This window comes from Streptomyces calvus, assembly GCF_006782915.1.
Classification (GTDB): domain Bacteria; phylum Actinomycetota; class Actinomycetes; order Streptomycetales; family Streptomycetaceae; genus Streptomyces; species Streptomyces calvus.
In genome coordinates this window covers 51,005-71,008 of sequence record NZ_VCNP01000017.1, presented here as the reverse complement: position 1 = coordinate 71,008, position 20,004 = coordinate 51,005, and the positions used below count along the sequence as shown (strand labels likewise).

Below are 20,004 nucleotides of genomic sequence, written 5' to 3'. Positions count from 1 at the left end.
CACACGTCCCCCACAGACTGCCTCGCGCCGTTGTCGTACGCGAGCCGTACGCTGGGGCCCATGCAGACCTCGCCGGACCGGCACGAGTATCCCGCCCACTGGGAGGCCGACGTGGTGCTGCGCGACGGCGGCACCGCACGCATCCGCCCCATCACCGTTGATGACGCCGAGCGCCTGGTCAGCTTCTACGAGCAGGTGTCGGACGAGTCGAAGTACTACCGCTTCTTCGCGCCCTACCCTCGCCTGTCCGCCAAGGACGTCCACCGCTTCACGCACCACGACTTCGTGGACCGGGTGGGACTCGCGGCCACCGTCGGCGGCGAGTTCATCGCCACCGTACGCTACGACCGGATCGGCGCCCACGGGACGCCCGCCCCGGCACCCGCCGACGAGGCCGAGGTCGCCTTCCTCGTGCAGGACGCCCACCAGGGCCGGGGCGTCGCCTCCGCCCTGCTGGAACACATCGGCGCCGTCGCGCGGGAGCGCGGCATCCGCCGGTTCGCCGCCGAGGTGCTGCCCGCCAACACCAAGATGATCAAGGTGTTCACGGACGCCGGCTACACCCAGAAGCGCAGCTTCGAGGACGGCGTCGTCCGCCTGGAGTTCGACCTCGAACCCACCGACCGCTCCATGGCCGTGCAGCACGCGCGCGAGCAGCGCGCCGAGGCACGCTCGGTGCACCGGCTGCTCGCCCCCGGCTCGGTCGCCGTCGTCGGCGTCGGACGCAGCCCCGGCGGGGTGGGCCGCAGCATCCTCGACAACCTCCGCAACGCCGGCTTCACCGGGCGGCTCTACGCCGTGAACAAGGCGTTCGGGCAGGACGGCACCGACCTCGACGGGGTGCCCGCGTTCCGCTCCGTCCGTGCCGTCGACGGGCCCGTGGACCTCGCGGTCGTCGCGGTGCCCGCCGAGCACGTCCCCGACGTCGTCACCGAGTGCGGCGAGCACGGCGTGCAGGGCCTCGTCGTCGTCTCCGCCGGCTACGCCGAGTCCGGCCCCGACGGCCGCGAACGCCAGCGCGCCCTCGTACGGCACGCCCGCGCGTACGGCATGCGGATCATCGGCCCGAACGCCTTCGGCGTCATCAACACGTCCCCGGACGTCCGGCTCAACGCCTCGCTCGCGCCCGAGATGCCCCGCCCGGGCCGCATCGGGCTGTTCGCCCAGTCCGGCGCCATCGGCGTCGCCCTGCTGTCACGCCTGCACCGTCGCGGCGGCGGCGTGACCGGCGTCACGGGCGTGTCCACCTTCGTCTCCTCCGGCAACCGCGCCGACGTCTCCGGCAACGACGTCCTGCAGTACTGGTACGAGGACCCGGGCACCGACGTCGCCCTGATGTACCTGGAATCCATCGGCAACCCCCGCAAGTTCACCCGCCTCGCCCGCCGCACCGCCGCGGTGAAGCCGCTGGTCGTGGTCCAGGGCGCACGCCACGGAGCGGGACCGCGCGGCCACGCCGTACGGGCGACGCGGCTGCCGCACGCGACGGTGTCCGCGCTGCTGCGGCAGGCCGGCGTGATCCGCGTGGACACCATCACCGACCTGGTCGACGCGGGACTGCTGCTCGCCCGCCAGCCCCTGCCGGCCGGGCCCCGGGTCGCGATCCTCGGCAACTCCGAGTCCCTGGGCCTGCTCACCTACGACGCCTGCCTCGCCGAGGGCCTGCGCCCGCATCCCCCGCTGGACCTCACCACCGCGGCGTCGGCGGCCGACTTCCACGCCGCGCTCTCCCGCGCCCTGGCCGACGACACGTGCGACGCGGTGGTGGTGACCGCGATCCCGGCGGTGGGCGAGGCGTCGGTCGGCGACGCGGCCCTGGCCCGTGCGCTGCGCTCGGCCGCCGCCGCGACCCCGTCCAAGCCGGTCCTCGTGGTCCACGTGGAACTCGGCGGCCTCGCGGCGGCGCTGTCCGCGGCCGCGAGCACGGCACCGCAGCCGCCGGCCGCAGGCGCTGTCGAACCCGCACCGTCCGCCGACAGCGGCTCGCCGGCTCCCGCGCCGGTCACCCCCGCCCCCGACGGCGGCCCGTCCGCCCCCGCCGCACCCCCCGAGGGCGCCCACCTCATCCCCGCCTATCCCGCCGCCGAGCGCGCCGTCCGCGCCCTCGCGCAGGCCGTCGCCTACGCGCAGTGGCGGCGGGACGCCGCCGACCCCGGCAAGGTGCCCGAGTACGACGACATCGACGTGCGCGCCGCCGCCACCCTCATCGACGGGCTGCTCTCCCGCGGCCTGGGCCTCACCCTCGGCGGCGAGGAGACCTGCGACCTGCTCGGCACGTACGGCATCCCCGTGCACCGGGCCCTGCCCGCCCCCGACCCCGACGCCGCGGCCGAGGCCGCCCGCACCCTCGGCTACCCGGTCGCGCTCAAGGCGACCGCACCGCACCTCAGGCACCGCGCGGACCTCGGCGGCGTACGCCTGGACATCGCGGACGAGGAACAACTGCGCCGCGCCTACACCGAACTGACCGAGCTGTTCGGCGCGCCGCAGGAGCTGCGCCCCGTGGTGCAGCGCATGGCGCCGCGCGGCGTCGACACCGTCGTCCGCGCGGTGATCGATCCGGCGGCCGGGGCCGTGCTGTCCTTCGGTCTCGCCGGGGCCGCCTCGCAGCTCCTCGGAGACATGGCGCACCGGCTGATCCCGGTGACCGACCGGGACGCCACCTCGCTGGTGCGATCGATCCGGACCGCTCCGCTCCTGTTCGGCTGGCGCGGCTCGGCACCCGTCGACACCCCCGCCCTGGAAGAGCTGCTGCTGAGGGTGTCGCGGCTGGTCGACGACCACCCCGAGGTCGTCGCCGTCACCCTGGAACCGGTCGTCGTCGCCCCGCACGGCGTGAGTGTCCTGGGCGCCTCCGTCCGCCTGGCCCCGCCGCCCGCCCGCGACGACCTCGGCCCGCGGACCCTCCCGGCGTACTAGGCCTGCCGTTCGGATCGTCCCGGGGTCGCGGGGTCCGCTCGGGGCGGTCGAGAGGCACCGCACCTCACAGCCGGGCCGATCCGAACGACGGACCCCGGCGGACCCTCCCGGGCGTACTGCAGGGACATGCGGAGCGCAGCGTCCCGCTCGCGGAGTGAGATGAGCGGTGCCTCGCAGTCAGCGGTCCCCCGTAGGATGGGCGTCATGGCCAAGACCAGTACGACGACCCAGGGGCTGCGGGCGGCGATCGAGCGCAGCGGCTACTACCCGGCCCTCGTGGCCGAGGCGGTGGAGGCCGCCGTGGGCGCCGAGCCCGTGCGGTCGTACCTGGTCCATCAGGAGACGACGTTCGACCAGAACGAGGTGCGCCGGCACGTGACCGTGCTGGTCCTCACCGGCAACCGCTTCATCGTCAGCCACACCGACGAGCAGGCCGCGGACAACACCTCCCCGACCCCGTACGCCACCACGTCCACGGAGTCGGTCAAGCTCAGCCGCATCTCGTCGATCGTGGTCAGCCGCGTGGTCGCCAACCCGGAGTCGTACACGCCGGGCACGCTGCCGCGCGAGATCGTCCTCACCATCGGCTGGGGCGCCGTCTCCCGCATCGACCTCGAACCGGCCGCCTGCGGCGACCCGAACTGCGAGGCCGACCACGGCTACACCGGCAACTCGACGGCCGACGACCTGAGCCTGCGCGTCAGCGAGGCCGGTGACGGGCCGGAGACGGTGCGCCAGGCGCTCGACTTCGCCCAGGCGCTCTCCGAGGCGACCGCGGACCCGACGCGCTGATGGCGCAGCCCGCACACTCCGCGCAGTCACCCACCGGCCCCGCGCGCCCCATGGCCACCACGCAGCACGCGGTGCCCGCCCACACCGACGGCTGGGACCCCCAGCCGCTCCCGTTGGCCTCCGCGCCCCTGCCCGAATACGGCACCGGGTCGCTCGCCGACCTGCTGCCCACCCTCGCCGCGGGCCTGGGCGTCCCCGGTACGTCCGCCGCGATCCCCGAGCTGACCCCCGCCGACCGGAACTGCGTGTTCCTGATCGACGGGCTGGGCTGGGAGCAGCTGAAGGCGCACCCGGAGGAAGCACCCTTCATGACGTCCCTGCTGGCCGCCTCGCGCGGCGGCACCGGACGTCCGATCACCACCGGCTACCCGGCGACGACCGCCACCTCCCTGGCCTCCGTGGGCACCGGCCTGCCGCCGGGCGTGCACGGCCTGCCCGGCTACACCGTGCGCAACCCCGACACCGGCGAGCTGATGAACCAGCTGCGCTGGCAGCCCTGGACCCCGCCCGGTGACTGGCAGCCCTACCCCACCGTCTTCGAACTGGCGCACCGCGCCGGGGTGCACGCCGCACAGGTGTCCTCCCCGACCTTCGCCAACACCCCGTTGACCAAGGTCGCGTTGAGCGGTGGCGTCTTCCACGGCCGGCTGTCCGGCGAGGAACGCATGGACCTCGCGGCCGAGCAACTGGCCGCCGCCGACCGGTCCCTGGTCTACACGTACTACGCCGAGGTCGACGGCGCCGGCCACCGCTTCGGTGTCGACTCCGACACCTGGCGCGGGCAGCTCATGTACGTCGACCGCCTGGTGCAGCGCCTGGCGGAGCAACTGCCCGCGCGCAGCGCCCTGTACGTCACGGCCGACCACGGCATGGTCGACATCCCCTTCGACGAGCAGCACCGCATCGACTTCGACGAGGACTGGGAGCTGAGCGCCGGTGTCGCCCTGCTGGGCGGCGAGGGCCGCGCCCGGCACGTGTACGCCGTGCCCGGCGCCGCGAACGACGTGCTGACCTGCTGGCGCGAGGTGCTCGGCGAGCAGTTCTGGGTGGCCTCGCGCGACGAGGCGATCGAGGCCGGCTGGTTCGGGCCGGTGGTCGACGAGCGCGTGTACCCGCGGATCGGCGACGTGGTCGCGGCCGCGCGGGACGACGTCCTGCTGATCGCCTCCGAGCGGGAGCCGAGGGAGTCGGCGATGGTCGGCAACCACGGTTCGATGACCCCTGCCGAGCAACTCGTCCCCCTGCTCGAAGTACGCTCCTGAGGCGCTCGAAGTACGCTCCTGAGGCCCGTTCCGACGAGCCCGCCCTCCGCACTCCCTGCCGAAAGGTGCCCGACCCCCCATGCCCGAGCTGGTCTTCTTCTCCGGAACGATGGACTGCGGGAAGTCGACGCTGGCGCTTCAGATCGAGCACAACCGTTCGGCACGCGGCCTGGTCGGCATGATCTTCACCCGTAACGACCGGGCCGGCGAGGGCAAGCTGTCCTCCCGCCTCGGCCTGGTCACCGACGCGGTGGAGGTCGGCGACGGCGCCGACCTGTACGCGCACCTCGTGGACCACCTCTCCAAGGGCCGGCGCGCGGACTACGTGATCGCCGACGAGGCCCAGTTCCTCGCGCCGGAACAGATCGACCAGCTCGCACGCGTGGTGGACGACCTGGAACTCGACGTGTACGCCTTCGGCATCACCACCGACTTCCGCTCCAAGCTGTTCCCCGGCTCGCAGCGCCTGGTGGAACTGGCCGACCGGGTCGAGGTCCTCCAGGTCGAGGCCCTGTGCTGGTGCGGGGCCCGGGCCACGCACAACGCCCGCACGGTCGGCGGGGTCATGGTCGTGGAGGGCGCACAGGTCGTCGTCGGCGACGTCACCGGCTCCGCGGACGAGGTCGGCTACGAGGTCCTGTGCCGCCGCCACCACCGGCGCCGCATGACGGCCGCGACGGCGCGTGCGGCGGCACTGTCCCCGGACGTCCTCCCGGTGTCGGCCGGCTGACCGGCAGCGGTCAGCCGATGCGGGCTGCCGCCCCGCTGACCCGGACGCGCCGGTCACCCGCGCGCAGCGTCACCGTGAGCTCGCCGGGGCGGCCCAGGTCCTCGCCCTGGTGCAGGGTGAGCACGGCGTCCTCGGGGACCAGGCCGAGCTCACGGGCGTAGGCGCCGAACGCGGCGGCCGCGGCGCCGGTCGCCGGGTCCTCGACGACACCGCCGACGGGGAACGGATCACGGGCGTGGAAGACGGTGGCCGACTCCCGCCACACCAACTGGACCGTCGTCAGGTCCAGGCGGTGCATCAGCGCTTCGAGACGCGCGAAGTCGTACGCGAGGTCCGCGAGGCGAGCGCGGGTCGCGGCCGCGAGCACCAGATGGCGGGCTCCGGCGAAGGCGATCCGGGGCGGGAAGGCCGGATCGAGGTCGGCGGCCGGCCAGCCGAGCGCGGCGAGCGCCTCCGCCAGGTCGTCGTCGGTGATCTCCTCGAGGTGCGGCTCGACGCTGGTGAGCGTGGCCCTGAACCTGCCGCCCTCCTCCGACACCTCCACCGGCACGGTGCCGGCGGGCGTCGCGAACACCAGCTCCCCGGGGCCGATCCGCTCGGCGAGCGCCACGGCGGTCGCGACCGTGGCGTGTCCGCAGAACGGCACCTCCGCCTTGGGACTGAAGAAGCGGATGCGGTACGCCCGCCCCTCCTGGCCGCCGAGGCCCTCCGGAGGCGCGGTCAGGAACGCGGACTCCGAGTATCCGAGGTCGGCGGCGATGGCCAGCATCTCGCTGTCGTCCAGATCGGCGGCGTCCAGCACGACACCGGCGAGGTTTCCACCGGCGGGGTCGCTGGAGAAGGCGGTGTAGCGCAGCACCTCGGGCCGCGGGGCATTCGTCGTCATGCCCCCGCCAACACGGGGGCGGTCAGGGGTATTCCGGCGCCGCGGACAAGCAAGCAGCCGCTGCGGAACGCTCCGACGGGGCACGAGTGCTCGTCAGTGTGCAGAACCCGCAGAGGCCGCATCGTGGATCCGGCGGCTGTCACCTATGGGGCGTCGGTCCGAGCGTCGTCGTCCCGGCCGGTCGCCAGTGCGGCCGGCAGCGGCAGCCCGTACTTCTCGCACAGGAAGCGGGTCTGGCAGTACCGCTGGGCCTCGGCGGCCACCCTGCCGAGGACCGCGGCATTCATGCCGGCACCGATGAGGACACCCACGACCGGCACGACCTTCGCGACGTTCTTGACGGGCACCCTGGAGCCGGCCGGGCCCAGCTGCTGCATCAACTTCTCGAGCGCCGCCAGGAGACGGTGGTCGTTGCGGAGCTTCTGCGACCAGTTCACGCGTCCCTTGACCGCGTCCGCCGTCCGCGCGACGTCACGCAACGGCTTGGCCTTGGCCGCCTGCGCCACGAACGACTGCTGCACCAGGCGTTGGATGAAGTCCTGCTCCTCGGGATCCTTGGCGTCGTAGCCGTAGGAGTACGCGATGCGCGCCGCTATCGACGTGCTCAGGACCTGGACGACCAGGATGTCCGCCGTCATCGCGGTGAGGGTACCGGCGACGGGGACCATGGCCAGCAGGCCCATGGCGCCGCCCTCGACCGCTCCGGTGGTCCGCCACTTGAGGGTGTTGCGGGTCAGCAGCCGGTCGCAGACCTGGAGGTCCTGCTGCCGCAGTTCGGTGAAACAGTCGATGTCGAAGCCTCGCCTGCGGGCGAGCTCCTCCACGTTCTTCGGGTCGTTGAGGTCCATGGCCCAGTCGTTGACCAGTTCGAGCAGGGCCGCCGCGCCGGCGAGCGCCGGGCGCATCGCCGTGTCGGTGACCGCGTCGCCCGCGCGACGGATCGGTTCCGCGACCGCCTCCGGCACGGCGTCCCTGACCCGTCTCGCCGCGTTTCCCGCGACCTCACCGGTGCGACCGAGCGCGGTGCTCGCCCAGTTGGGCAGTCCACGGCGGTCGTTGCGGCGCCGCCAGTGCTCGTTGAGCGTGTCCCACACCTGTTTCTCGTACGCGCTCATCGGGACGGGCCCGTCGACGAGTGGGACGGCGCAAGCGCTCATGGGAGTTCTCCGTTTCGACTGTGATCGCTGGGTTCACAATGCCCTGTCGCCGACATGCAGGTGACGTACTTCGTCCATTGACACCTTCTGGAAAAGGCGGGACGTGCCGGGCGGAGACGGAGCGGTGGTGCCGAGTGGGCGCTGTCCGGGCGACGTGGTCGCCCGCTCCGCCACCGCGCACCGGCGTGCTGAGCGGACGCGCATACCACGGGAGCCGCGGCAACCGGGCCTGACCTGCTGATACCCGGTCCGGCGTGATAGTCCTGTGGAGGGGGTCGGGCGCGCTGCGCCCGACGCGGTCCAGGGACCGTGAGGGAGGGGAACCATGAGCGTGCCCGAGCACGCGGACGTCATCGCCTTCGAGCAGACGAAGGTGGACTTCGCCTACGACTGCTACGAAGCACGGCTGGCCCGGATGAGCGGCGAGTCCGTGGCCGAGGCGTCGGCCACCGGCAAGGACGGCATCGCCAACCGGCACGAGGCCGAGAAACAGGCCGAGGCCTACGGAGGCCTGGGCGGCGAGAGTTTGGTCATCGGCCGTGTCGACGCCGACGACCCGGTCGAGGGGATCGAGACCTGGTACATCGGTCGGCGCGGCGTCTGGGACGACGACCACAACCAGGTGGTGATGAACTGGACCAACGAGCGCGCGAGGAAGTGGTTCGACGCGTCACCGGAGTCGCCGGGGGAGGTGGTGCTGCGACGACGCCTCATCTGCTCCCGGCGGGTCGTCGAGGACTACGCGGACGACATCGCGCAGGCCGTCTCCGCCCCGCCGGCCCCGGGCACCGCCGTTCCCCGGCCGCGCACCGCACCCGAGTCGGCCGATGCGCCGGCGGCCACGCGACGACCGGCCGACCAGGGAGAGCAGGCCGGACAGGGCACTCAGGGACGCCCGGTCCTCACCCCCGGCGACATCGCTCGCATCCAGCGCCGCAAGCCCCAGCAGCCCGACGACTTCCTCCTGCGCGACCTGCAGCGATCACGCAGCGGACGCATGCGGGACATCGTCGAGACCATCCGGCGCGACCAGATGGCCCTCGTCACCGGGGCGCCCTCGGAGATCCTGGTCGTCCAGGGCGGCCCTGGAACCGGAAAGTCCGCGGTCGGCCTGCACCGTGTGACGTGGCTGGTGAACAACGACCACTTCAAGGCGCGGGACATCCTGGTCATCGGCCCGCACCAGCGGTTCCTCGACTACGTCGGTCAGGTCCTGCCCACGCTCGGCACCCGCGACGTCAACGCCGTACAGCTGTCGCACCTGTGGGACGGCGACATCCGGGGCACCGACAGCGCACGTACCCGACTGGTGAAGTCCGACGAGCGCATGGCCGCCGTACTGCGGCGACGCGTCGAGGGCGAGTACCGTCCGGCCGCGCTGGACGACCTGACGACGGCGCCTTCCTACGAGGGGGACGAGCCCGCCTTCGTGGTGACCGTGGGAGGCACGACCCTGCGCGTGGCCCGCCCGGACATCGTCACCGCCCTGGAGACGGTGCAGCGGGGCGGCGGCTCCTACCGGGAACGCCGCGACCGGTTCCGCGGCCTGCTCGTGGACCTGCTGCTGCGTGAACTCGTCGCCGTCGCCCCGCGCCGTAGCCGCGACCGCACGATCCGCCGTGACCTGGAGCGCAACCGGCGGGTCGAGCGCCTCGTCGAGCGGGTCTGGCCGTCCCCGAGCCCTGCGGAGGCCCTCCGCACCCTCTACGACTCGCCCGCACTGCTCCGGGCCTGCGCCGAGGGCGTCCTCGACGAGGCCGAGCAGACCGTCCTGCACCGTTCCCGCGCGGCCAGGGCCGACGAGGAACCGTGGACGCTGGACGACCGGGTGTGCCTCGAGGAACTCCGGCACCTCATCACCGGCGAGACCCCGCGTCACTACGGACACATCATCATCGACGAGGCCCAGGACCTGACGCCCATGCAGGCCCGTTCGCTGCGCCGCCGCCTGGCGGTCAACGGATCCATGACCGTGCTCGGCGACCTGGCCCAGGCCACCGGCCCCCACACCTACGCCGACTGGGACCGCCTCGGCACGCTCCTGTCCGACCACGGGGACTGCACGCTGACCGAGTTGAACACGAGCTACCGGGTGCCGGCCGAGATCATGGACTTCGCCGCCCCGCTCGCTCGTGCGATCGCGCCCGAACTGCCCTGTCCCCGGGCCGTGCGGGACGCCGGAACCGGTGCCGTCCGCGTCGTCGGAACCGAGGCGGACACGCTCATCGCCGAGACGCTGACCCACGTCCGCGGCCTGATCGGTACCACCGACGGCCGCAGCCTGCGCTCCGTGGCGGTCATCGTCCCCGACGACTCCGCGTGGGCCGCCGAGATCGACCGCCTGCTGGCCGAGACCGACGGCCTCACCGCCGAGGAACGCCGGGCCGTCTCCGTACTGCCCGCGTCGCAGGCCAAGGGCATGGAGTTCGACCACGTCCTCGTCGTCGAACCGTCCGCCGTCGCCGGCCCGGAACCGGTCGGCCTGCGCCTGCTGTACATCGCCCTGACCCGCAGCACCCAGAGCCTGACGGTCGTGCACTGTGCGCCTCTGCCTCCGGCTCTGACGGGCGCCGGTGACAGCCGACCCACCGAGACCGGGGCCCACCGGAGCGCGGAGGCCGAAGGGGAGGGGACGCCGCGGATCGGAACCGACCTGCGTGTACGGGTGACGTCCGTCGGCGGCGGCATGTACAGGGCCGATCCCGTCGACGTCACCACGGAACGCCCGCTCTTCGTGGCCGTGCGGAGCGGTGCCGTGCCGCCCGCCGTGGGAACCGAGTTGGACACGTGGGTGCTGCGTCACTCCCCGAACGCCACGTTCGTCACGGCGGACGACTTCGGCCGCAAGCCCATCTCTGCCACCATGGTGCGGCGTTACCTGGGCGCTCTGGACGTCGTGGAGGAACTGACGCACGGGGACGTCCCGGACGACGCCCGTTCCCGGATCTCGGAACTCAAGGGCATGGCCACCCGCTGCCTCAAACTGGACCAGCACGACTGGCTGGACGTGTGGCGTGTCCTCGGATCCCCGGACAAGCCGGGCCTGAACCGGCTGCTGCATCTCACGGTGGTCACCAACCACGCCCTGAAGTCGGGCACGTTCACCCCGGACGTGTTCCGCTCGGAACTGACGCAGAGCGGCTGGTCGCACGCCCTGGCCGCAGCACGGGAAGTCCTGCGGCAGCGGCTCACCGACACCACCGGGCCGAGCGGCCCGCAGCCACCCGACCACCACGGCGGTCCCGCATCCAGCGCACCGCACGAGCCGTCCCGGCAGAACGCGCCGAAGGAGTCCGCCACCATGGCCACGCCCTCTCAGACCACCGATGCCGTCGCGGACCTGCTCCGGCACCTGGAAGCCGCCGTCACCGCCGACCGCACCTGCAAGACCCACGAAGCCGTGCGGTTCGAACTCATGGCGGCTCTGCTGCGGGCCGACCGGCAGCCCGAGAACTCCGCCGTCGTCGACGTCAGTTGCGTCACCGACACGGGCCTGAACCTCTACGAGGTGCTGGGTGCGGGCCGGACGTCCCACGCCGACCTCCGGGCAGGCGCGGCGCGGCTCCTGGAGGTTGACCACGTCCTGTCGAGCAAGGCCGCCCGTCGCTTCCTCGTCCTGTCCGAACCGCCCGCCGAGCCGTGGTCCGCCGATGCCGTCCGCGACGTCTTCACCGTCGACGTGGTGTGGCGCACCGCGGACGGCTGGGAGGGCCGCGCCGCGGAGTCGGCCCTCGGGGCGGGCTGACGGACGACACCGGGGCCCGCCCGCCCGTACGCCCCTGACCGGCGAAGCCGTACACCGTCACGCTGGTGCGCTCACGCGTGCCCGGCGCCCACCGGCCCGGGTGCGGCGCGCGTCAGTGGCCGCCCCGCACCAGTGCGAACCGTGCCCCCTCCGGATCGGTCACCGTGGCGACTCGGCCGCGGTCACCGTCGCGGGCCGGTTCCAGGATCCGGCCGCCCAGGCGGCGGACCCGGTCCACCGCGGCGTCGACGTCGGCCACGGTGAAGTACGTCGTCCAGTGCGGGCCCCGGTCCCGCGGCAGGGCGCTGCCCGCCCCGTGGACGCCGACCGCGGGACGGCCGTCGAGGTACAGCGTCACCCGGTCGGGGCCGGTGCCGACCGACGGCCCGTCCTCGTAACCGAACACGGCCTGGTAGAACTTGGCGGCGCCGGCCGCCTCGTAGGTCGTCAGCTCGTTCCAGACCGGGGTGCCGGGCCGGCCCGGGACCGCGGTCGGGGGGAGCGCGACGGTGTCCCGGATGCCGAACACGGCGCCGCAAGGGTCCGAGGCCATCGCCAGCCGCCCGGCGTCGGCGGCGTCCAGCGGGCCCACGCCGACCGTGCCGCCGCACGACCGCACCGCCTCGGCGCTCAGATCCACGTCGTCCGACGCGAAGGACGGCGTCCAGGCTGGCGGCAGTTGACGGTCCGGCGCAAGGACGCCGATGCCGGCCACCTCACGCCCGTCGAGCAGGGCGCGCACGCACGGGCCGAGCTGCCGGGGCCCGGGCCGGAACTCCCAGCCGAACAGCGCCGCGTAGAAATCCTGTGCCGTGTCCAGTCCGTGCACCATGAGGCTCACCCGGCAGGGTGCGCCGGGTGTGTGCCGAGCGGGTGCCTCGCCGTTCGGGCGGGCGTTCCCCCGTGCGTCGGTCATCGTCACTCTCTTCTCGGCCGCCCGTGCGGTGGCCGTGGTCTGCCTCGCCCCTGCGGGGCCGCGTCGCGTCGCCCGGCGTATCGTTCCCGCGCCGACGCCGACACAGTATGTGGCCGATCCCGCACGCCTCGTGACCGGTCCTGCTCGGCCGAGCAGAGTAGCCGGACCCGGCCGACTCGGCCACCCGGTGCGCGAGGATGGTGGCCATGAACGCCATCATCTCCGCATCCGAACTCGCCGACGCGCTGGCGGGGGCGAACCCGCCGGTGCTGCTCGACGTCCGCTGGCAGCTCAGCACGGCCACGGCGGCCGGCGAGCCGCCGTTCGACGGACGGGCCGCCTACCGGGCCGGCCACCTCCCCGGTGCCGTCTACGTCGACCTGGACCAGGAGTTGGCCTCCGCGCCGGGCGGGCGCGGCCGCCATCCGTTGCCGGACCTGGGGGTGTTCGGCGCCGCGATGCGGCGGGCCGGCGTGTCGGCCGGCACGCCGGTGGTCACGTACGACGGTGGCACGGGCTGGGCGGCCGCCCGCGCGTGGTGGCTGCTGCGCTGGACGGGTCACCCGGACGTGCGGGTCCTCGACGGCGGGTTGCCGTCCTGGGAGGGCCCGTTGGAGACGTCGGAGCCGCGGCCGGCCGAGGGTGACTTCGTGCCGGTGGCGGGGGAGACCGGGGTGCTCGACGCCGACGGTGCGGCGGCGCTGGCGCGTTCGGGGCTGCTGCTGGACGCGCGCGCGGGGGAGCGGTACCGCGGTGAGGTGGAGCCGATCGACCGGGTCGGCGGGCACATCCCGGGCGCGGTCTCGGCGCCCACCACGGAGAACGTCGGCCCCGACGGCCGTTTCCGGCCCGCCGCGGAACTCGCCGCCCGCTTCGAGGGGCTGGGCGTCTCGCCGGGTTCGCCGGTCGGCGTGTACTGCGGCTCCGGCGTCTCCGCGGCGCACGAGGTGCTGGCGCTCGCGGTCGCGGGCATCCCGGCGGCGCTGTACGTCGGTTCCTGGTCGGAGTGGTCGTCGGACCCGGAGCGGCCGGTGGCGGTGGGGCCGGACCCGCAGTAGGCCGGGAGCGAAACGCGCGAAGGGGGCGCCCGCCCAGTGGCGAGCGCCCCCTTCGCGCGTCGGATCACCGTCAACCGGCGGCGTCCGCGGACCGCTCGAACGGCTTACTCCTGTTTCTTCCGCCGCGTCCCGAACACGATCTCGTCCCAGCTCGGCACCGCGGCGCGGCGGCCCGGACGGACGCCGTCGGCCTCCGCCTGACGGTCCGTCGAGCCGATGAGACGGTCCCGGTGGCTGCCGACGGAACGCGGCATGAGGACGTCCGCGTAGGCGGACCCGGCCGAGGCCGCGGGCGCCGGCGGCTCCTCCGCCTCCGGCTCCTCGGGATCCGGCTCCTCGGCGGACGTCTCGGGTGCGCGCTCGGGGACGACCAGGTCGCCCCGGAAGCTCGGCACCGCCTCCAACAGGCTGGTCAGCGAGTCCCGTTCACCCGAGGCCGTGGCCGCGGTGGACTCCTCGGCGGGCTCGGTGGCCTGCGCGGGCAGGCTCGGCCGCTCGCGGTCGCCGGGGCGGTCCAGCGGGCGGTCGCGCGGCAGCCGGGCGATGCGCGGCACGAACGGGAAGCTGGGCTCGGGCGCGGCGAGGTCGTCGGACTCGCCGATCAGCGAGCGCGCCTCCTCGTCCACGGCCTGGACGAGCCGCCGGGGCGGGTCGTACGTCCAGCTCGCCGAGTGCGGTTCGCCCGCCACCCGGTAGACCAGCATCACTTCCCAGGTGCCGTCGTCGCGGCGCCAGGAGTCCCACTGGACGGTGTCCTTCTCCGCGCCGCGCAGCAGCAGCCGCTCCTGCACGGCCTCACCGAGCGGCGGACCGGAGTTCTCACCGGGCCTGCGTACGGGGGTCTTGCGGGCGCGCTCGGCCATGAAGGCACGCTCGGCGAGGACGGGGCCCTCGAAGCGGCGGACGCGGTCCACGGGGATGCCGGCCATCTGGGCGACCTCTTCCGCGGTCGCACCGGCTCGTATACGCGCCTGGATGTCGCGGGGGCGGAGATGGCTCTCCACCTCGATCTCGATCTGGCCGAGGCGGGGACGATCGCCGCGCACGGCGGCGCGGAGCCGTTCGTCGATCGGAAGCGTGTACTCCGTGCTGTCCGCAGCCTTCAGCACCAGCCGTGTGCCGTCATTCGAGACGGCCACGACACGCAGTTCGGGCATGGGGACCTCCCGGGTGGTGCCTGCCGACGTCACGTGCGTCGCTGCTTCCGCTAGTCGAGTGTGGCCTGCCCGGGTGCAGCCTGCCACAACCTTGCCGAGTTGCCCGGCGTGTCGGGCACGAGCCCTGGATCGCCGTTATGGCACGGTTACCTATTCGCAACGCTAAGTGACCAACTGCGTCACCCTGTGCAACTAGCCCCCTCCCGGCGGTCCTCAAAGGTCCCGAGCACCCTGACGGGAGACCGGACCCAGGGCTCGCAACAGTACTCCATTCGGACCACGTGCGTGGATTGGCGCGCCGCCCGACTTTCGACAAGAGGCGGCACCCGGCCGCCGTTACCCGGGTTCCATGGTCCTGAACGTGGGGTACTTCACGCAACCGCCGGAAACGGAACGAACTCCTCTACGCTCCCAGAACCCTGCGCAAGTAGTCGTTGCCGAACCGGCGTTCCGGGTCGAGCCGGTCCCGCACGGCCGTGAACTCGGCGAAGCGCGGATACACCCGGGAGAGGTACTCGGCGTCGCGCGTGTGGATCTTCCCCCAGTGCGGCCGCCCTCCGTGCGCGGTGAGGATGCGCTCGGCCGCGGTGAAGTACCCCTGATAGGGGGTGCCTTTGAACATGTGGACGGCGATGTACGCGCTGTCGCGGCCCGACGCCGTGGACAGCGTGATGTCGTCGGCCGGCGCGGTGCGCACCTCGACGGGGAAACTGACCCGCAGCGGCGACCGGTCGACCATGGCCTTCAACTCCCGCAGCGTCTCCACCAGGACCTCGCGCGGTACGGCGTACTCCATCTCCACGAAGCGCACGCGGCGCGGCGAGGTGAAGACCTTGTAGGGGATGTCGGTGTAGGAGCGCGCGGACAGCGCCCTGCTGGAGATCTGCGCGAGGGGCGGGACGGTCGCGGGCACCGCGCGGCCGACCCAGTTGGCCACCTGGAAGACCCCGTTGGAGAGGAACTCGTCCTCGAACCAGCCCTTGAGCCGCGGCACCGGCCGCTCCGGACCCGCGCTGCGGTTGTTGCGTTTGACGTTGGTGTTGCCGGTGTGCGGGAACCAGTAGAACTCGAAGTGCTCGTTCTCGGCGTGCAGTTGGTCGAAGTCCGCGCAGACCCGGTCGAAGGTCATCGGCTCCTCGCGGGCCGAGAGCAGGAAGAGCGGCTCCACGGCGAAGGTGATCGCGGTGACGATGCCGAGGGCGCCGAGGCCGATGCGGGCGGCGGCGAAGACCTCCGGGTTCTCCTGCTCGGAGCAGGTGAGCACCGCGCCGTCGGCGGTGACCAGTTCCAGGCCCCGGATCTGCGCGGCGAGGGAGGCGGAGTCGCGTCCGGTGCCGTGGGTGCCGGTGCTGGTGGCGCCGGAGACCGTCTGCTCCATGATGTCGCCCATGTTGGTCAGCGACAGGCCCTCGCGGGCGAGGGCCACATTGAGCCGCTTGAGCGGAGTGCCCGCCTCCACCGTGACGGTGCCGGCCGCACGGTCGATGTCGCGGATGCCGGTCAACAGGTGAGGCCGGATCAGCACGCCGTCGGTGGCCGCTATGGACGTGAAGGAGTGCCCGGTGCCGGCCGCCTTCACCGGCAGACCGTCCTCGGCGGCCCGGCGTACGGCGTCGGCCAGCTCCTCGACGGAGGCGGGTGCGACCTCCCGCGCGGGACGGGCGGAGACGGTGCCTCCCCAGTTACGCCAGGTGCCGTTCCTCGCGCTCGTCGTGCTGCCCAACGGAGCCTCCCCGACCCGGAGCCGGCCGCTTGAGCCGGCGGTACCCGAGGAAACCGACCGCCACCGCGACGGCCCCGGACACCGCCGGAACCCCGTACCCGGCGCGCGCCCCGGCCGCGTCGATCACCCAGCCGGCCACGGAGGAGCCGACCGCGACCCCGACCGCTAGCCCGGTGCTCACCCAGGTCATGCCCTCGGTGAGCTGCGCGCGTGGTACGTGCTCTTCGATGAGGGACATCGTCGTGATCATCGTGGGAGCGATGGACAGGCCCGCAACGAACAGCGCCACGGCCAGAAACGGAAGGTTCCCGACCAGTAGAAGTGGGATCATACTCACGGCCATGGCGCAAACGCCCAGCAGCCAACGGCGTTCCGCCACTCCCGCGAAGTGCAGCAGCCCGAACACGACGCCGGCCACGCACGAGCCCAACGCGTACACGGCCAGCACCACACTGGCGGCGGCCTTGTGCCCCTCCTCCTCGGCGAACGCCACCGTGACCACGTCCACGGCACCGAAGATCGCACCCGTCGCCACGAACGTCGCGACCAGGACCTGAAGGCCCGCGGAGCGCAGCGCCGAGCCGCCGCCCTTGTGCTCCCGCGGATGCGGCACGGGTTCGGTGGCGCGCTGGGCGGTCAGCCAGAAGACGCCGACCGCCAGGAAACAGGCGGCCAGCAGCGGACCGGCCTCCGGGAACCAGGCCGTGGACAGCCCGATGGAGATGATCGGCCCGAAGATGAAGCAGATCTCGTCCATCACGGACTCGAAGGAGTACGCGGTGTGCAGCTGCGGCGTGCCCCGGTACAGGGCGGCCCAGCGGGCCCGGACCATCGCCCCGACGCTCGGCACGCAGCCGATGCCCACGCACGCCACGAACAGCACCCAGTCCGGCCAGTCGTAGTGCGCGGCGAGCAGCAGCAGCGCCGCCGCGGCCAGCGACAGCAGCGTCGCCGGGCGCAGCACCCGCCGCTGCCCGTGCTGGTCGACCAGGCGCGAGATCTGCGGTCCCGCCAACGCCGCGGAGAGCGCGATGGTGGCGGACAGGGCGCCGGCCAGTCCGTAGCGCCCGGTGAGCTGGGAGATCATCGTCACCACGCCGATGCCCATCATGGACAACGGCATCCGGCCGAGGAGCCCCGCGGCCGAGAAGGCCCTGCTGCCGGGAGCGGCGAACAGGGCGCGATAGGGGCTGGGCACGGGGTCTCCGAAGGTCTCAGTAAGGTGCGACCGCAGTCGATACAGCTTACCGGCGAGGTCACCGCCCCGCGCCAGCCATTATCGCCGCGCGGCCGGTGACACCCCGCCGCGTCCCGGCTGTCGGACCCGGGTGGCAGGATCGAGGCATGCCAGACGTGCTCGACGCCAGCCCTTACGACGCTCTGCTCCTGCTCTCCTTCGGCGGCCCCGAAGGCCCCGACGACGTGGTCCCGTTCCTGGAGAACGTGACGCGCGGGCGCGGCATCCCCAAGGAACGCCTCAAGGAGGTGGGGCAGCACTACTTCCTGTTCGGCGGGGTCAGTCCCATCAACGACCAGAACCGCGCCCTGCTGGACGCGCTGCGCGCGGACTTCGCCGAGCACGGCCTGGGGCTGCCGGTCTACTGGGGCAACCGCAACTGGGCGCCGTACCTCACCGACACCCTGCGCGAGATGGTCCGGGACGGCCACCGCCGCATCCTCGTCCTGGCCACCAGCGCCTACGCCTCGTACTCCGGCTGCCGCCAGTACCGGGAGAACCTGGCCGACGCCCTCGCGGCCCTGGAGGCGGAAGGGCTGGAGCTGCCGAAGATCGACAAGCTGCGGCACTACTTCAACCACCCCGGCTTCCTGGAGCCCATGACCGACGGCGTCGTCCGGTCCCTCGCCGACCTCCCCGAGGAGATCCGGGACGGTGCGCACATCGCGTTCACCACCCACTCGATCCCCACCGCGGCCGCGGACACCTCCGGCCCCGTCGAGGACCACGGCGACGGCGGGGCGTACGTCGCACAGCACCTGGACGTGGCGCAGCTGATCGCGGACGCCGTCCGGGAGCGCACCGGCGTCGACCACCCCTGGCAGCTCGTCTACCAGTCCCGCTCGGGCGCCCCGCACATCCCGTGGCTGGAGCCCGACATCTGCGACCACCTCGAGGAACGGCACGCGGCCGGGGTCCCGGCCGTGGTGATGGCCCCCATCGGCTTCGTCTCCGACCACATGGAGGTCCTGTACGACCTCGACACGGAGGCCACGGCCAAGGCGGCGGAGCTGGGCCTGCCGGTGCGCCGCTCCGCGACCGTCGGCGCCGACCCGCGGTTCGCCGCCGCGGTCCGCGACCTGATCGTGGAGCGCGCCGCCACCGAGCGCGGACAGGACGTCGCGCCGTGCGCCCTGGGCGCGCTCGGCGCGAGCCACGACCTCTGCCCCGTGGGCTGCTGCCCGGCCCGCGCCCCGCGTCCCGCAGCCGCGGGCGCCGACAGCCCCTACGCGTGAGGAGCCCCGTGACCGACCCCCTGCACACGGAACTGCTGGAGCTGGCCCGGGAGGCTGCCCACCGCGCGGGCGAGCTGCTGCGGGACGGCCGCCCGGCCGACCTGGCCGTCGCCGCGACCAAGTCCAGCCCGATCGACGTCGTCACCGAGATGGACATCGCGGCCGAGAAGCTGATCACCACGCTGATCGCCGAGCGCCGCCCGCAGGACGGCTTCCTCGGCGAGGAGGGCGCCGCCACCGAGGGCAGCAGCGGCATCCGCTGGGTGATCGACCCGCTCGACGGCACCGTGAACTACCTGTACGGCCTGCCCTCCTGGGCGGTCTCCATCGCCGCCGAACAGGACGGCGAGACGGTCGCCGGCGCCGTCGTGGCGCCGCTGCGCGGTGAGGCGTACCACGCGGTCCGCGGCGGGGGCGCCTGGGCCACCGGGGCCTGGGAGGGCGAGCGCAGGCTGGCCTGCCGGAACTCGCCGCCCCTGGACCAGGCGCTGGTCTCGACCGGCTTCAACTACGTCGCCGACGTCCGCACCCACCAGGCCGCCGTGGCCCAGCGGATGATCCCCCTCCTGCGGGACATCCGGCGCGGCGGCTCGGCCGCCGTCGACCTGTGCGACGTGGCCGCCGGACGGCTGGACGGCTACTACGAGCGCGGACTGCACCCCTGGGACTTCGCCGCCGGTGAGCTGATCGCCCGGGAGGCGGGCGCCCTGACCGGCGGACGCCCCGGTGAGCGCCCGTCCCGGGACCTCACCGTCGCGGCCTCCCCGGGCGTCTTCGCGCCCCTCCAGCAGCTCCTGGAGGACTTCGGCGCCTGGCACGACTGAGGCGCCCCGCGGACGGACAGGAACGGGCCCCGGCGCTGCATTCGCCGGGGCCCGTTCCGCACGCGCTGATCAGACGCCGTACGCGCCGACCTCCACGCCGTGTTCGGCGGCGAGACGGCGCAGGTCGTCGAGTTCGCCCTGTTCCACGTCGACGAGGAACTCGTCGCCCTCGTCACGGGCCCGCGACAGGTCGGACTCGGTCGCCTTTATGCGCTGCAGAAGTCCTGCGGTGAATGCGTCCATGCTGCGCCCCCTCGTCCTGGGTCGGTGGGTCGGTGGCACGGGGGTGTGCCGTTCGGAAGGGACGATCACGTCTGACGCGGATGCCCAGCGCCGCGCTGCCGGGCGGCGACGGTGCCGGAC

Annotated in this window: 15 protein-coding genes; 8 read left to right on the top strand and 7 right to left on the bottom strand. The window is 73.2% G+C overall.

Annotated elements, in window-relative coordinates; genetic code table 11:
* The first annotated feature begins 60 nt into the window (after positions 1–60).
* The 4 genes from FGW31_RS08155 (at position 61) to FGW31_RS08140 (ending at position 5,703) form a co-directional block, all read left to right on the top strand.
* Complete coding sequence (locus FGW31_RS08155; protein ID WP_142192701.1) at positions 61–2,919, top strand: bifunctional acetate--CoA ligase family protein/GNAT family N-acetyltransferase; 2,859 nt, start codon at positions 61–63, stop codon at positions 2,917–2,919.
* A 195-nt stretch (positions 2,920–3,114) separates the two neighbouring features.
* Positions 3,115–3,711, top strand: coding sequence for a DUF5998 family protein (locus tag FGW31_RS08150; protein ID WP_161174614.1), 597 nt, complete (start codon positions 3,115–3,117; stop codon positions 3,709–3,711).
* A gap of 50 nt (positions 3,712–3,761) precedes the next feature.
* Positions 3,762–4,973 carry an alkaline phosphatase family protein gene (locus FGW31_RS08145; RefSeq protein WP_142192786.1) on the top strand — a complete coding sequence of 404 codons (1,212 nt, stop codon included), beginning with the start codon at positions 3,762–3,764 and terminating at the stop codon, positions 4,971–4,973.
* 79 nt (positions 4,974–5,052) lie between these two features.
* Positions 5,053–5,703 (top strand): thymidine kinase, encoded by a 651-nt coding sequence (locus tag FGW31_RS08140; protein ID WP_142192699.1) that lies wholly within the window; start codon positions 5,053–5,055, stop codon positions 5,701–5,703.
* A 10-nt stretch (positions 5,704–5,713) separates the two neighbouring features.
* Here the strand turns inward: FGW31_RS08140 and FGW31_RS08135 are convergent, their stop codons facing one another.
* Positions 5,714–6,589 carry a PhzF family phenazine biosynthesis protein gene (locus FGW31_RS08135; RefSeq protein ID WP_142192698.1) on the bottom strand — a complete coding sequence of 292 codons (876 nt, stop codon included), beginning with the start codon at positions 6,587–6,589 and terminating at the stop codon, positions 5,714–5,716.
* Positions 6,590–6,732: 143 nt separating this feature from the next.
* Positions 6,733–7,746 carry an EcsC family protein gene (locus tag FGW31_RS08130; protein WP_142192697.1) on the bottom strand — a complete coding sequence of 338 codons (1,014 nt, stop codon included), beginning with the start codon at positions 7,744–7,746 and terminating at the stop codon, positions 6,733–6,735.
* Between the two features lie 325 nt (positions 7,747–8,071).
* Here FGW31_RS08130 and FGW31_RS08125 point away from each other — a divergent pair, with 325 nt between their 5' ends.
* Entirely contained in the window at positions 8,072–11,491 is a 3,420-nt protein-coding gene (locus FGW31_RS08125; protein ID WP_142192696.1) for a HelD family protein, read from the top strand.
* Between the two features lie 112 nt (positions 11,492–11,603).
* Here FGW31_RS08125 and FGW31_RS08120 read toward each other — a convergent pair whose 3' ends face one another.
* Positions 11,604–12,407: a VOC family protein gene (locus tag FGW31_RS08120; RefSeq protein WP_142192695.1), complete on the bottom strand. Its 804-nt coding sequence runs from the start codon at positions 12,405–12,407 to the stop codon at positions 11,604–11,606.
* 206 nt (positions 12,408–12,613) lie between these two features.
* Between FGW31_RS08120 and FGW31_RS08115 the strand changes: the two genes are divergently transcribed.
* Positions 12,614–13,465 carry a sulfurtransferase gene (locus FGW31_RS08115; RefSeq protein WP_142192694.1) on the top strand — a complete coding sequence of 284 codons (852 nt, stop codon included), beginning with the start codon at positions 12,614–12,616 and terminating at the stop codon, positions 13,463–13,465.
* A gap of 104 nt (positions 13,466–13,569) precedes the next feature.
* Here the strand turns inward: FGW31_RS08115 and sepH are convergent, their stop codons facing one another.
* From sepH to FGW31_RS08100, 3 genes are all read right to left on the bottom strand, one after another.
* Complete coding sequence (sepH, locus tag FGW31_RS08110; RefSeq protein ID WP_142192693.1) at positions 13,570–14,622, bottom strand: septation protein SepH; 1,053 nt, start codon at positions 14,620–14,622, stop codon at positions 13,570–13,572.
* A 403-nt stretch (positions 14,623–15,025) separates the two neighbouring features.
* Complete coding sequence (locus tag FGW31_RS08105) at positions 15,026–16,345, bottom strand: D-arabinono-1,4-lactone oxidase (protein ID WP_142192692.1); 1,320 nt, start codon at positions 16,343–16,345, stop codon at positions 15,026–15,028.
* Complete coding sequence (locus FGW31_RS08100; RefSeq protein WP_142192691.1) at positions 16,305–17,543, bottom strand: MFS transporter; 1,239 nt, start codon at positions 17,541–17,543, stop codon at positions 16,305–16,307. The genes FGW31_RS08105 and FGW31_RS08100 overlap by 41 nt, the downstream gene beginning before the upstream one ends.
* 146 nt (positions 17,544–17,689) lie before the next feature.
* On the opposite strand from FGW31_RS08100, the gene FGW31_RS08095 reads away from it, so the two are divergent.
* On the top strand, positions 17,690–18,817 hold the full coding sequence (locus tag FGW31_RS08095) for a ferrochelatase (protein WP_142192690.1): 1,128 nt from the start codon (positions 17,690–17,692) through the stop codon (positions 18,815–18,817).
* Between the two features lie 8 nt (positions 18,818–18,825).
* On the top strand, positions 18,826–19,641 hold the full coding sequence (locus FGW31_RS08090) for an inositol monophosphatase family protein (RefSeq protein ID WP_142192689.1): 816 nt from the start codon (positions 18,826–18,828) through the stop codon (positions 19,639–19,641).
* Between the two features lie 69 nt (positions 19,642–19,710).
* On the opposite strand, the gene FGW31_RS34950 is transcribed toward FGW31_RS08090, so the two are convergent.
* Positions 19,711–19,884, bottom strand: a complete 174-nt coding sequence (locus FGW31_RS34950) for a hypothetical protein (RefSeq protein WP_167530015.1) — start codon at positions 19,882–19,884, stop codon at positions 19,711–19,713.
* Positions 19,885–20,004 lie beyond the last annotated feature (120 nt).

Bases quoted from the DNA above. Each gene is read 5' to 3' on its own strand.
- FGW31_RS08155 (WP_142192701.1), top strand. From the start codon at position 61: ATGCAGACCTCGCCGGACCGGCACGAGTATCCCGCCCACTGGGAGGCC.
- FGW31_RS08095 (WP_142192690.1), top strand. From the start codon at position 17,690: ATGCCAGACGTGCTCGACGCCAGCCCTTACGACGCTCTGCTCCTGCTC.
- FGW31_RS08140 (WP_142192699.1), top strand. From the start codon at position 5,053: ATGCCCGAGCTGGTCTTCTTCTCCGGAACGATGGACTGCGGGAAGTCG.
- sepH (WP_142192693.1), bottom strand. From the start codon at position 14,622: ATGCCCGAACTGCGTGTCGTGGCCGTCTCGAATGACGGCACACGGCTG.
- FGW31_RS08120 (WP_142192695.1), bottom strand. From the start codon at position 12,407: ATGACCGACGCACGGGGGAACGCCCGCCCGAACGGCGAGGCACCCGCT.
- FGW31_RS34950 (WP_167530015.1), bottom strand. From the start codon at position 19,884: ATGGACGCATTCACCGCAGGACTTCTGCAGCGCATAAAGGCGACCGAG.
- FGW31_RS08135 (WP_142192698.1), bottom strand. From the start codon at position 6,589: ATGACGACGAATGCCCCGCGGCCCGAGGTGCTGCGCTACACCGCCTTC.
- FGW31_RS08125 (WP_142192696.1), top strand. From the start codon at position 8,072: ATGAGCGTGCCCGAGCACGCGGACGTCATCGCCTTCGAGCAGACGAAG.
- FGW31_RS08145 (WP_142192786.1), top strand. From the start codon at position 3,762: ATGGCCACCACGCAGCACGCGGTGCCCGCCCACACCGACGGCTGGGAC.
- FGW31_RS08115 (WP_142192694.1), top strand. From the start codon at position 12,614: ATGAACGCCATCATCTCCGCATCCGAACTCGCCGACGCGCTGGCGGGG.
- FGW31_RS08130 (WP_142192697.1), bottom strand. From the start codon at position 7,746: ATGAGCGCTTGCGCCGTCCCACTCGTCGACGGGCCCGTCCCGATGAGC.
- FGW31_RS08150 (WP_161174614.1), top strand. From the start codon at position 3,115: ATGGGCGTCATGGCCAAGACCAGTACGACGACCCAGGGGCTGCGGGCG.